Genomic DNA, 12,822 nt, shown 5'->3' with positions numbered 1-12,822 from the left:
CCGTTACTGGAAGCGCGCCTGGTACTCTCCCGGCGTCAGCCCAAACTGACGCCGGAACAGCCGACAAAAATAGTCGCTGTCCGGATAGCCGCAGCGCCGCGCCACCTCTCCCACCGTAAACGAATACTTCTGCAACATGATCCGCGCCTTCGCCATCCTCACCCAGCGCAGATAATCGACAAAGCTCATAGTCCCCTGCTCGCTGAACAGACGGGAAAGATGATTTGGCGTAATGGTGAAAAATTCTGCCACGCTGGTGCGGGTTAACGGCTCAGCGTAATTCTCCTGTAACCAGTTACAGATGCTCTGGTATAAAAACGCCGGACGCGACTGGGTGCGCTCCGGCTCGGTATTGACGACCTTTCGGCATAAGTGCAGCAGACTCAGGGTCAATGGCCGGATGATATCCTGATCCTGCGGGGAACGGCTGAGCAGGGTAAGCGCGGTCAGGATCGCCTCGCCCTCACCACGCTGGAGATGAGGTAGTTCAATTTTGCGCAGCGGAACAGGGGTTATGCCGCTGCGGTTATCATAAAACGCCAGACCCAGCCAGGCCGTGGCGAATACCAGACTCAGCACCATCACCGGCTTGTCAAAGCATGGCGCATTGGCGGCACGCGGAGGAATAAACAGCATTTCCCCCTGCCCGATACGCCGCTGGTCTGGCTCCAGGCGGTTGCCATATTCGCCGCGCAGCACGACTTCCAGGCGCGGAAAATCAATAAACAGCTCTCCCGCTGCCATTTTTGGCGCGCCGGCAAACCAGACATGCCCCAGCCGCTGTGGATTGAGCACCAGACCACTGAGTAGATCGGCAAAAAATTGTTGATCGGCAGGCAGCGACAGCACAGGCATGGGGAGCATTCCGGTAAAAACAGATGCTCTATATTACCCTGGAATTGCCCTGATTTTTGCCCCGGCGACCATCCTGTGACGCCGGGCCGAATATTAAGACTGAATAAACGTCAGCAGATCGACATTAATATCCTGCTTATGGGTAGTGCAAATCCCGTGCGAACCGCCTTTATAGACTTTCAGTTCAGCATTCGGCAATAGTTCCGCTGCCGCCTTGCCACAGGTCTCAAATGGCACAATCTGGTCGTCATCGCCGTGGATCACCAGCACAGGCATGGTCATTTTCTGAAGATCCTGGCGAAAATCGGTTTCTGAAAAGGCGGAGACACAGTCATAAAGCGCTTTGATCGACCCCTGCAACCCCTGACGGACAAAGTTGCGGCGCACTTCTTTTGATTCTTTTGTACCGAAGCGGTTATAGCCGTAAAACGCTTTTGTCAGTTCGTAGAAAAATGCCGCCCGATCGTTAATCACGCCTTCGCGGATGCCGTCAAAAACCGCCTTCTCAACGCCATCCGGGTTGAAATCCGTCTTGATCATAATTGGCGTCACTGCCCCAATCAGTACGGCTTTGGCGACACGATCTGCGCCGTGGCGGCCAATATAACGCGCCACTTCGCCCCCGCCGGTCGAATGTCCGACATGAACGGCGTTCTGTAAATTAAGGTGCGCAGTCAGTTCTGCCAGGTCATCGGCATACTGATCCATGTTATGCCCCTCCCAGGGCTGCGCGGAGCGACCGTGACCCCGACGATCGTGCGCGATAACGCGAAACCCTTTCGAGGCCAGATAAAGCATCTGATCTTCAAAGGCATCCGCCGTTAACGGCCAGCCGTGGCTGAACACGACAGGTTGACCGCTTCCCCAGTCTTTAAAATAAAGGTAACTGCCATCTTTCAGGGTAAGTTTATCAAAATGACTCATGAGCACTCCTGTTGTGTCCGGGCGCTGCACTATGCAACGATGTTTAAAAGCATAAGCCAGAATGATGAAAAGCGATGGCCGTCGCAAAAAATGCCTGCGACACAGGCGCTGACTTCTGTGCGCCAGGTCACTTCAAAGTCGGGCCAACTCTCAGTATGATGGGGTCTGCTAACCCTCACCTCTGAAGGTGGGGGTTTTCTTTTGGATTTTGCAGCGTATAGCTTTCAACAATAACACGGAGTAAAAAATGTCCAGACCTGCGATTATCATCAATGAGTTTGATGCCGAGCGAATTGACCGTCTGCTGGAGAAACCTGCTTATGCCGCGCTGCCGGTTGCCGACGCGCTGAATGCAGAACTGGATCGTGCGCAGATGTGCCCTCCTGAATCACTGCCAGGTAATGTGGTGAGTATGAACAGCACGGTCAAATTTCGCGATTTGACCACCGGTGAAGAACGTACAAGAACGCTGGTGTTCCCGGCGCAGATGACCGACAGCAGCACTCAACTTTCTGTCCTCGCCCCGGTAGGCGCGGCGCTACTGGGTCTTGAAGTAGGCAGTTCAATCCACTGGGAATTGCCCGGCGGCACCTCGGCACACCTTGAGGTGTTGGAGCTGTTATACCAGCCTGAAGCTGCCGGTGACTATCAGCGTTAACTTTCTGCCTTAAGCGCACCGTCGCTTTTCAGAGGATGTATTCGCATCCTCTTTCCGCCTTCTTCGGATACAAAACTTTACACCTCCTCACGCGCCAGCAACCCATTTTTGCGAACCTGCAAACATCTCTCCGGAGTAAAATATGCTTTGATATCAGCAATGATCACAAGGAGGAATGGATATGTATAACACCATCATTATGCCGGTTGACGTTTTTGAAATGGCGCTGAGCGATAAAGCCGTGCGCCATGCCGAATTTCTGGCGCAGCAGAAAGGGATCATTCATCTGCTGCATGTCCTTCCAGGCTCTGCGAGCATGACGATGCAGCGTTTTGCTGCCGATTTACGTCGCTTTGAGGAGCATTTACAGCAGGAAGCTGAAGCCCGTTTAAAAACCATGGTTGAACATTTCACCCTCGATCCTTCGCGGATTAAGGTACATGTCCGAATGGGCAGCGTGCGCGATGCGGTGAATGAACTGGCCGAAGAGTTAAACGCCGATGTCGTGGTGATCGGATCGCGTAACCCGTCTATTGCCACCCATCTGCTGGGGTCCAATGCCTCAAACGTCATCCGGCACGCGACCATTCCGGTACTGGTCGTGCGTTAATCGCGGCCAATAAAAAGGGCCACCCTAAGGTGGCCCGCTCACAGTGCAGGTATTATCTTACTTTTTAATTATGCGGTTTTAGTGCGGATCAAATGGTCGAACGCGCTGAGCGAAGCTTTTGCCCCTTCACCGGTAGCAATGATGATCTGCTTGTACGGCACGGTAGTGCAGTCGCCCGCAGCGAAAACACCTTTAACGCTGGTTTCACACTTCGCATCAATAATGATTTCGCCCATCCGGTTACGCTCAATTGCGCCTTCCAGCCAGGTCGTGTTCGGCAGCAGGCCAATCTGCACAAAAATACCCGCGAGTTCAACGTGATGAACATCGCCGCTGACGCGGTCGCGGTATTCCAGGCCGGTCAGTTTTGCACCGTCGCCTTTCACCTCGGTGGTCTGCGCGTTGAGGATGATGTCAACATTCTTCAGGCTGCGCACTTTATCCTGCAGAACCTGATCCGCTTTCATTTCAGGTGCAAATTCCAGCAGGGTGACGTGCTCAACAATACCCGCGAGATCGATAGCCGCTTCCACACCGGAGTTACCGCCACCGATCACCGCAACGCGTTTCCCTTTGAACAGCGGGCCGTCGCAGTGTGGGCAGTAAGTCACCCCTTTGGTACGGTACTGATCTTCACCCGGCACGTTCATATTGCGCCATTTCGCGCCGGTCGCAATGATCACGCTACGCGCTTTTAAGACGGCACCAGAGGCCGTTTCAATCTGGTGTAAGCCACCTTCCTGCGCCGCAGGCACCAGACGGGAGGCGCTTTGCGAATCAATCACATCCACCGCGTACTCACTAACGTGCGCTTTTAATGCACCCGCCAGCTTCTGACCTTCGGTCTTCGGCACGGAAATGTAGTTTTCAATATCCACGGTGTCCAGCACCTGACCGCCGAAGCGTTCGCCCATCAGGCCAGTACGAATACCTTTACGCGCCGAGTACACTGCCGCCGCCGCGCCCGCCGGGCCGGAGCCAACAATCAGCACATCATAGGCTTCACGCGCATTCAGCTCCTGTGCCGCGCGTTTTTCTGCGCCGCTGTCCACTTTGGCGACGATTTCAGCCAGCGTCATCCGGCCCTGACCGAACTCTTTACCGTTGACGAATACTGCCGGGACGCCCATTACATTGCGATCGGTGATCTCGTTCTGGAACGTGCCGCCGTCGATAGCCGTGTGTTTGACACGCGGATTCAGTACTGCCATCAGGTTCAGCGCCTGCACGACATCCGGGCAGTTATGGCAGGAGAGTGAATAATAGGTTTCAAACTCAAAATCGCCGTCCAGATCGCGGATCTGCTCCAGCAGCGCCTGCGCTTCTTTCGAGGGATGACCGCCAGTCCACAGCAGCGCCAGTACCAGTGAGGTAAACTCATGCCCTAACGGTGAGCCAGCAAAGCGCGGACCATGCGCAGAGCCCGGATTAGTGATCAGGAAAGAAGGTTTACGCACCGCCAGTGTGTTGTCTTCTTTATATGAAACTTTTTCTGACAGCGTTGAAATTTCAGCCAGCAATTCCTTGATTTCTGCCGATTTGGCGCTGTCGTCCAGCGTGGCAATCAGCTCAACAGGTTTTGTCAGCTTCTCAAGATAGGCCTTGAGCTGGGTTTTCATGTTTGTGTCGAGCATGGATATCTCCTGGGCTTAAAACATCATCATGCAAGCCGCCTTGTGAGGCTACCTGAATGCAACTTGAATCATGGTGTTAGAAAAGAAACGGGCACAACGCACCCGTTCCGAAGTAATTTCCTGAGTATTTCGCGTCAGAGCAAGGCGGCTAGCCTGTGAATCCCCGGGAGCTTACATGAGTAAGTGACCGGGGTGAGCAGGCGACGCCAACGCCGCTATGGCGTGAAAGACGACGGAAATTTAGATTTTGCCGACCAGGTCGAGGGAAGGAGCCAGGGTCGCTTCGCCTTCTTTCCACTTAGCCGGGCACACTTCGCCTGGGTGGGAAGCAACATACTGAGCGGCTTTGATTTTACGCAGCAGGTCAGACGCATCGCGGCCAATACCTTCAGCGGTCACTTCAACTGCCTGGATGATGCCCTGCGGGTCAACGATGAAAGTACCACGGTCAGCCAGGCCTTCATCTTCACGCAGCACTTCAAAGTTGCGTGCCAGCGCAGCGGTCGGGTCGCCGATCATCGCGTATTTGATTTTGGCGATAGTTTCAGAGCTGCTGTGCCATGCTTTATGGGTGAAATGGGTGTCAGTGGAAACGGAGTAAACGTCCACGCCCAGTTTCTGCAGTTCGTCGTAGTGATCCGCTACGTCACCCAGTTCAGTCGGGCAGACGAAGGTGAAGTCTGCCGGATAGAAGAAGAAGACGCTCCAGCGGCCTTCGGTATCTTTTTCGGTAACTTCGATGAATTCACCGTTTTTGAACGCCTGGTTTTTAAAAGGTTTGATTTTAGTGTTAATCAAGGACATCTATACTTCCTCCGTGTTTTCGTTGAGGTGTAAGTTAACGAAATTTTTGTGATTCGGCTAATGCGTTTCCATTATCAAATCAATAAGCGTTAGCTAACAACCATCGTATGACGATGTTGTGAACTCCGGGCATAAATGCAATCGTGTAGCAGAGAGTCACAATAAATGTTAAGAACAAGTTAACAGACTCAATACTGCCTGAAGCGATGGACTGACGAGTAATGACCGGGTCCCAGCGTGCGGGATTACATCACCCTATAGTTAAAAGGGCAATCAGGATTTAAGAGGCCCTGCCTATGGCTCTGATAGCCTACACCATTTAATCACTAAGACTATCAATTAAGATGACTGTCCGCTGCCGGTAAATTAGCTTCCCTGTGTAACCGATACTTATTTTCATTAATTACATGAATAATTAATTTATTTGGCATTGCTACAGATTTCTCTCATGCCTGAAAAGTGAATTCATGCCAGAAATGTAAGTAATCGTTGTCATCCATATCACTATCATAAATCGTCTGGTTAATGCTTGCTTTTTATGATATCTTTATTTTAAGTCAAATCGTTAGTAGATATAATTGATCACGCGGTTTGTGAATGAATACGAAAAAACCATTGTTATAATCTATATAACATTCCTGGACAAACCGCAATACATAAGGCTGAGTTATGGCTAATCTCTATGACCTTAAAAAGTTCGATCTCAATTTACTGGTTATTTTTGAGTGCATCTATCAACATTTGAGTATCAGTAAAGCAGCGGCCACCCTATATATTACCCCATCAGCGGTTAGCCAGTCGTTACAACGTCTGCGTGTTCAACTGGACGATCCTTTGTTTATCCGATCCGGCAAAGGCATTACCCCCACCACCGTGGGCATTAACCTGCATCTCCATCTGGAACAAAACCTTAACCAAATTGAACAAACCATCAACATCACCCACAGTTCGTCGCTGCGCAAACATTTCGTTATTTACTGTCCACAATTATTGCTCACGGCCGGGTTAATCAACCCCCTGCAACTATTACTGCGCAGCACCCAGTTCGAAATTGAGCACCACGATCTGCTGATGTCGTCTGAGTCAGCTGAAGATCTGCTGGCCTACCGCAAAGCCGATCTTATTTTTTCGGTTTCCCCTACCGCAAATCGTTCCATTTGCTGCTCACTTTACAAGCAGCTACCGGTCGTCGCGGTATGCCGTAAAGATCATCCCCGGCTGGGTAACAGTAGTAACCTCGAAGCGTTACTTAATGAAGATTTCACTTTCCTTGATAACAAAGACCCTGGTTTACGTCAGTTCCAGGCAGAAGTAGAAGCCTTACTCCCTGGACGAAAAATTGCTTTTCGCAGTGATTCATTTATTAGCATTATGAATATACTCAGTGCCTCCGACCTGGTAGGTTTAATGACAGAGAATACTTATGAGGCTTTTAAGCACTCTCTTAATCTGAAAAAAATCACACTTCCCATCACATTCTCGCCCTTTAATATCTACATTATGTATAATCGGGCCTCGCTTAACAATCAGACCTTTTCAGAATTCATTAATACGATCACCGAAAATTAATATTGCCCCCAAAAATATTATTCACCTGACTAATAAAACAAATTAATTTACTACTTTAAAAAGATGCGTAATAATAACCCCGAAATTAACAGCACGGGGTTTATCTCCCTGAGAATTTACTTTAACCTTTTGAACATTTAAAATAAGGTAGTAAAATGTCTCTACATAAATTACCCCTGGTCCAGAATGTTCTGGAAGCCAGTCGGGAGCGTATCCAATGGACGCTGCAAAATTTCACTCGCGTATGTATTTCTTTTTCCGGGGGCAAAGATTCAACGTTAATGCTTCATCTCGCCGCCCAGTTGGCGCGTGAATCAGGAAAAAAAATCAGCGTTCTTTTTATTGACTGGGAAGCCCAATTCTCCTGTACCATCTCGCATTGTGAATACCTGCGTGATTATTATCAGGATGTCATTGATACGTTTTACTGGGTAGCCCTGCCGCTCACCACGCAGAATTCGTTAACGCAGTTTAACCCTGAATGGCAATGCTGGGAGCCGGGTACAGAATGGGTGCGGCAGCCGCCGGAGGATGCGATTACCGATCCCGAATTTTTTCCCTTTTATCAACATGGCATGTCGTTTGAGGTGTTTGTTCAGGAATTTGCTGAATGGTTCTCACAGCAGCGTCCGGCGGCGGTGATGATTGGTATCCGCGCTGATGAATCCTACAATCGGTTTCTCAGTATCGCCTCGCGCAGTAAACATCGTTTTTCTGATGACAAACCCTGGACCACGCTCGCCCCGGGCGCTCATACCTGGTATGTGTATCCTATCTATGACTGGAAGACCGCAGATATCTGGACATGGTTTGCTAAAAGCAATAAACCCTATAATCCTTTGTATAATTTGATGTATCAGGCGGGAGTGCCGCCACGCTATATGCGCATTTGTGAACCTTTTGGCCCCGAGCAGCGTCAGGGGCTCTGGCTGTATCATGTGCTGGAGCCTGAGCGTTGGGGCCGTATGTGTCAGCGTGTGAGCGGGGTGCACAGCGGCGGGATTTATGCCGGCCAGGACAGTAAATTCTACGGCCATCGCCAGTTGATGAAGCCGAATAATCACACCTGGAAAAGCTACGCACTATTGTTGCTTGAGAGCATGCCGCAGAAGACCGCTGAACATTATCGCAATAAAATTGCCGTTTATTTGCGCTGGTACCAAAATAAGGGGATGGCGGATATTCCAGATACTCAGGCGGGAGATATTGGTTCAAAAGATATCCCCTCCTGGCGACGTATATGCAAGGTTTTACTCAATAACGACTACTGGTGTCGAATGCTATCATTTAGCCCAAATAAACCAGCGCATTACCACCGCTACAATGAACGGATAAAAAATAAACGCAAGGAGTGGAATATTTTATGCAAGAGCGAATAATGTTGGTTCTGGCTTGTTATCTGGACAAGTTGCCAGAGGCAGAACGTATTGAAGCAATCAATAATTTTCGCCGGGTGTTACACGAGTTTAGCCCTTTTAATGACAACCCTGTCGACTGTGTATTATGGGTAAAAAATGAGAAGCTCGCCGCTAATAATTACAACCCCAATAATGTCGCGCCACCAGAAAACCGGCTTCTCTTGCGTTCTCTTGAAGCGGATGGTTTTACCCAACCCGTCGTGGTTGCTGAGAGCGAGCGCGGCGGCTATGAAATCATCGATGGTTTTCATCGCCAGCAGCTGGCGCAATGTAAAAGCTCGCTGGTGCGAAAGCTCAAAGGGTACCTGCCCATTGCACGCCTGAAGGAGAGCGCAGACAAACGTTCTTCCCGCATGGCGTCCACTATACGTCATAATCGTGCCAGGGGCCGCCATCAAATTAATGCGATGTCGGAAATTGTCCGCGAGCTGGTACAGCTGGGCTGGGATAATATAAAAATAGGCAAAGAGCTGGGAATGGATGCCGACGAAGTACTGCGCCTGAAACAGGTAAATGGTCTGCTGGAACTGTTTAGCGACCGTCAATACTCCGAAGGCTGGACCGTTAAGTAATTACAGTTTACATAGCCGCTCTGCGGCGGCCAGCAGCGTCGATTCCTGCTTCGCAAAGCACAGGCGAATTAGCTTATGCGGGAAAGGATCGGCGCAAAATACCGACAGAGGAATTGCCGCAACGCCGACGTCGGTCGTCAGCCAGCGACAGAAGCTAACATCATCCAGATCGGAGATCGCGCTATAATCAGCCAGCAGAAAATAAGTTCCTTCGCAGGGCAGAAGCTCCAGACGACTGTCACTCAACGCGTTAATAAATACATCGCGCCGCTGACGGTAAAACTCCGGCAGATAACGATAATGCTCAGGTTCGGCACGCAACATGTCAGCCAGTGCCAACTGCGCCGGCGTGTTTACGGCGAAAGTTAAGTACTGATGCACCTTACGTAACTCCGCACTAATGGCTGCCGGAGCGACGCAATAACCAATTTTCCATCCGGTCATATGGTAGGTTTTACCAAATGACGACACGGCAATGGCGCGTTCACGCAACTGCGGGTGCGTCAGCACGCTGGCATGTCCTTCACGGGCAAAACAGATATGCTCATAAACTTCATCACTGACGACATAAATTTCCCGATCGTGAATCGCCTGCCACAGCGCGCTAAAATCGTCATTGCGCCAGACAGTCGCCGAAGGATTATGCGGCGTATTCAGGATCACCAGCCGGGTGCGTTCAGTGAGTAAACCGGCGAATGCCTGCCAGTCCACGCGAAAATGCGGCGGTTGCAGTGCCAGGCGTTTAACCACCCCGCCGGACAACGCAACCGCCGGGGCATAACTGTCATAGCTGGGATCGAAGCAAATAACCTCATCGCCTTCGCGCACCAGGGCGGTTATCGCCGCGTACAGCGCCTCAGTCGCACCAGCCGTTACGGTAATATCGCTGTCCACATTCACACGATAGTCATAAAGCTCAGCGGTTTTATCAGCAATGGCTTCGCGCAGCGCCAGAGCGCCGGTCATCGGGGCGTACTGGTTCGCGCCCTGCGCAACATGATACGCCAGCCGCTCCTGCAAATAACGCGGACCGTCAAAGTCAGGAAACCCCTGTGACAAATTGATCGCCTGATGCTGTTGCGCCAGCGCGCTCATTTGCGTGAAGATTGTGGTGCCAAGATTTGGCAATTTACTTTGTGGGATCAATGGATTGCTGCTCATGCTTTGTATCCGCTTTTCATAGACGATTAAAGCCACTATAACATGCCAACATCATTTAGCAATCAAGACGCTTAGACGTCCAGACATATTTCAGAGGCAGCCTACGCTGTCGGCCTGAAGACACCCGCTTTAACGGCCTGTGATGTGACAACGCCGGTATCCAGTACCCAGCCGCTAATCAGCGCGGCAGGCGTTACGTCAAACGCCGGATTATAGACTTTGGCATCCTGCGCGGCCCATTGTACTGCGCCAAAACTGCCCGCCACGCCGGTTACTTCGCTGGCTGCTCGCTGTTCAATGGGAATGGCGTTACCATCAGCACAGTACCTGTCCAGCGTAGTGTGCGGCGCGGCGACGTAAAAGGGAATACCATGATATTTCGCCAGTACTGCCAGTGAATAAGTCCCAATTTTGTTCGCTACATCGCCATTCGCTGCAATACGATCCGCGCCGACCCATACGGCGTCAACCTGACCTTGTGCCATCAGGCTGGCAGCCATCGAGTCGGTAATCAACTGATAAGGAATACCCAGTTCACCCAACTCCCACGCGGTGAGCCGCCCGCCCTGCAGCAGCGGACGCGTCTCATCAACCCACACATTTACTACCTTTCCCGCCTCGTGCGCCCGCGCAATAACCCCCAGCGCAGTGCCTACGCCTGCGGTCGCCAGTCCCCCTGTGTTGCAGTGCGTCAGCAATCGGCTTTGCGGCTTTACCAGTGCACTGCCGGCGCAGGCAATACGTTCGCAAAGTTGTTTATCCTCCGCAACCAGCCGTACTGCTTCAGCGACCAGCGCCGGGGCAAAATCCTCCTGCGTCAGGGCCTGTTTCATACGATCGAGATTATTCATCAGGTTAACGGCCGTCGGGCGCGAAGCGCGCAGCGTGCGAAGCGCGTCAGACAGTTCATCCCGCCCGGCCCCGTTCTCCGCCAGCAATGCCAGCAGCAGGCTGGCTGACAGACCGATCAGCGGCGCACCACGCACGCGAAGCGCATGGATGTGGTCAACCAGCGCCTCAACACTGTCGGCGGGCAGCCAGATTTTCTGCTGCGGTAGTGCCTGCTGGTCAAGGATAAAAAGTTGATTCTGGCTAACCCGCAGGCTGGTTGTCTGTAGTGTCTGCATCTCGTTAAATCTCTGTTGCGTTGATGTATCACATTGTGTCAGGATGAATCACAGATGTATAGACGTCTGAATGGCTTTAATTGAAAAGAATGAAGGAGTGAGGCAATGTCGCAATACCGAACGTTCACCGCCGAAGATGCCGTGGCCTGGGCACAGAAATTTGGCGGGCTGGATAATCCGTCAGTGCTGGTCAGGGCGCAGGAAGTGGGCGACGGTAACCTCAATCTGGTGTTTAAAATTTTTGATACTCAGGGCGTCAGCCGCATTGTCGTTAAACAGGCACTGCCTTATGTGCGTTGCGTAGGTGAATCCTGGCCGCTGACCCTCGACCGCGCAAGGCTGGAGGCGCAAACGCTGCGCGAGCATTATCAGCACTGCCCGCAACATACGGTGAATATTCTACATTTTGACCCGGCGCTGGCGGTCATGGTGATGGAGGATCTTTCCGATCACCGGATCTGGCGCGGCGAGCTTATCAACAATGTGAGCTATCCGCAGGCTCCCCGTCAACTGGGCGAATATCTGGCACAGGTGCTGTTCCATACCAGTGATTTCTGGCTACAACCGCAGCAAAAAAAGGCGCAGGTGGCCAGCTTTATTAACCCGGAAATGTGTGAGATCACCGAGGATTTATTCTTTAACGATCCCTACCAAATTCACGAACGAAATAATTATCCGGCCACGCTTGAGCAGGAGGTCGCCGCCCTGCGCGACGATGCGCAACTGAAGCTCGCCGTCGCCGCGTTAAAGCACCGCTTTTTCTCCCATGCTGAAGCCCTGCTGCACGGTGATATCCATAGTGGCTCAATTTTTGTTGCCGAAGGAAGCCTGAAGGCGATTGACGCTGAGTTTGGCTTTTTTGGCCCTATTGGTTTTGATGTTGGCACCGCACTGGGCAATCTGCTGCTTAATTTCTGCGGCGCGCCAGGCCACTTAGGCATTCGCGATGCCGCCGCCGCACGCGAACAGCGACTGGCGGATATTCGTGAAGTATGGACGACCTTCGCCGAGCGTTTTCAGGCGCTGGCGGCGGAGAAAACACAGGATGCCGCGCTGGGTTATCCCGGTTATATTTCACAGTTTCTGCAAAAAATCTGGCACGATGCGGTGGGCTTTTGCGGCACCGAGCTCATTCGTCGCAGCGTTGGATTATCTCATGTTGCAGATATTGATACCATCCCCGATGAGGAAATGCGTCACGCCTGTCTGCGTCATGCCATTACGCTCGGGAAAGCACTGATTGTGATTGCCGATCGGATTGAGAATGTCGATGCGCTGATTGCGCGCGTGAGGCAGTACAGCTGATTTGGGTACGCCCTCCCCCCTCACCCCAGCCCTCTCCCTCAGGGAGAGGGAGCAAACCCGCCACGGTGTCTGGCTTTATGTTCTTCCCCGCACCCTATATCAGTTTGCGCCAGTGTGAGTTCTCTTTCTCCTTATCCTGCTCGCCCCCAGTCAGCGCCGGTCGCCGGACGGTTACCTCAGGGAGG

12 protein-coding genes are annotated in these 12,822 nt (G+C 51.8%); 6 read left to right on the top strand and 6 right to left on the bottom strand.

Going from position 1 to position 12,822, the window contains the following annotated elements:
- Positions 1-3: 3 nt before the first annotated feature.
- Positions 4-855 carry a helix-turn-helix transcriptional regulator gene (locus tag CHU32_RS10385; RefSeq protein ID WP_103677168.1) on the bottom strand — a complete coding sequence of 284 codons (852 nt, stop codon included), beginning with the start codon at positions 853-855 and terminating at the stop codon, positions 4-6.
- Positions 856-948: 93 nt separating this feature from the next.
- Positions 949-1,779 (bottom strand): alpha/beta fold hydrolase, encoded by an 831-nt coding sequence (locus CHU32_RS10380; protein ID WP_103677167.1) that lies wholly within the window; start codon positions 1,777-1,779, stop codon positions 949-951.
- Positions 1,780-2,026: 247 nt separating this feature from the next.
- Between CHU32_RS10380 and rnk the strand changes: the two genes are divergently transcribed.
- Positions 2,027-2,437, top strand: coding sequence for a nucleoside diphosphate kinase regulator (gene rnk, locus CHU32_RS10375; RefSeq protein ID WP_103677166.1), 411 nt, complete (start codon positions 2,027-2,029; stop codon positions 2,435-2,437).
- Positions 2,438-2,618: 181 nt separating this feature from the next.
- The gene (gene uspG, locus CHU32_RS10370; protein WP_103677165.1) at positions 2,619-3,047 is read left to right on the top strand and encodes a universal stress protein UspG; all 429 of its coding nucleotides are present in this window, start codon (positions 2,619-2,621) and stop codon (positions 3,045-3,047) included.
- A 68-nt stretch (positions 3,048-3,115) separates the two neighbouring features.
- Here the strand turns inward: uspG and ahpF are convergent, their stop codons facing one another.
- The gene (gene ahpF, locus CHU32_RS10365; RefSeq protein WP_103677164.1) at positions 3,116-4,681 is read right to left on the bottom strand and encodes an alkyl hydroperoxide reductase subunit F; all 1,566 of its coding nucleotides are present in this window, start codon (positions 4,679-4,681) and stop codon (positions 3,116-3,118) included.
- A 240-nt stretch (positions 4,682-4,921) separates the two neighbouring features.
- The gene (ahpC, locus tag CHU32_RS10360) at positions 4,922-5,485 is read right to left on the bottom strand and encodes an alkyl hydroperoxide reductase subunit C (protein WP_103677163.1); all 564 of its coding nucleotides are present in this window, start codon (positions 5,483-5,485) and stop codon (positions 4,922-4,924) included.
- A gap of 669 nt (positions 5,486-6,154) precedes the next feature.
- On the opposite strand from ahpC, the gene citR reads away from it, so the two are divergent.
- The 3 genes from citR (at position 6,155) to CHU32_RS10345 (ending at position 9,044) form a co-directional block, all read left to right on the top strand.
- Entirely contained in the window at positions 6,155-7,054 is a 900-nt protein-coding gene (gene citR, locus CHU32_RS10355; RefSeq protein WP_103677162.1) for a DNA-binding transcriptional repressor CitR, read from the top strand.
- 155 nt (positions 7,055-7,209) lie between these two features.
- Positions 7,210-8,433: a phosphoadenosine phosphosulfate reductase gene (locus CHU32_RS10350; RefSeq protein ID WP_103677161.1), complete on the top strand. Its 1,224-nt coding sequence runs from the start codon at positions 7,210-7,212 to the stop codon at positions 8,431-8,433.
- Positions 8,418-9,044, top strand: coding sequence for an IbrB-like domain-containing protein (locus CHU32_RS10345; RefSeq protein WP_103677160.1), 627 nt, complete (start codon positions 8,418-8,420; stop codon positions 9,042-9,044). Before CHU32_RS10350 ends, CHU32_RS10345 begins: the two co-directional genes overlap by 16 nt.
- Here the strand turns inward: CHU32_RS10345 and CHU32_RS10340 are convergent, their stop codons facing one another.
- The gene (locus CHU32_RS10340) at positions 9,045-10,205 is read right to left on the bottom strand and encodes a pyridoxal phosphate-dependent aminotransferase (protein ID WP_103677159.1); all 1,161 of its coding nucleotides are present in this window, start codon (positions 10,203-10,205) and stop codon (positions 9,045-9,047) included.
- 101 nt (positions 10,206-10,306) lie between these two features.
- Positions 10,307-11,332 (bottom strand): S-methyl-5-thioribose-1-phosphate isomerase, encoded by a 1,026-nt coding sequence (gene mtnA / locus CHU32_RS10335; protein WP_103677158.1) that lies wholly within the window; start codon positions 11,330-11,332, stop codon positions 10,307-10,309.
- A gap of 105 nt (positions 11,333-11,437) precedes the next feature.
- On the opposite strand from mtnA, the gene mtnK reads away from it, so the two are divergent.
- Positions 11,438-12,637 carry an S-methyl-5-thioribose kinase gene (mtnK, locus tag CHU32_RS10330; protein ID WP_103677157.1) on the top strand — a complete coding sequence of 400 codons (1,200 nt, stop codon included), beginning with the start codon at positions 11,438-11,440 and terminating at the stop codon, positions 12,635-12,637.
- Positions 12,638-12,822 lie beyond the last annotated feature (185 nt).

Origin of the sequence: Superficieibacter electus, from assembly GCF_002915575.1 — a bacterium.
GTDB classification, from domain to species: Bacteria; Pseudomonadota; Gammaproteobacteria; order Enterobacterales; family Enterobacteriaceae; genus Superficieibacter; species Superficieibacter electus.
The sequence above is the reverse complement of the archived record's forward strand: the minus strand, read 5'-3'. Positions and strand labels throughout refer to the sequence as shown.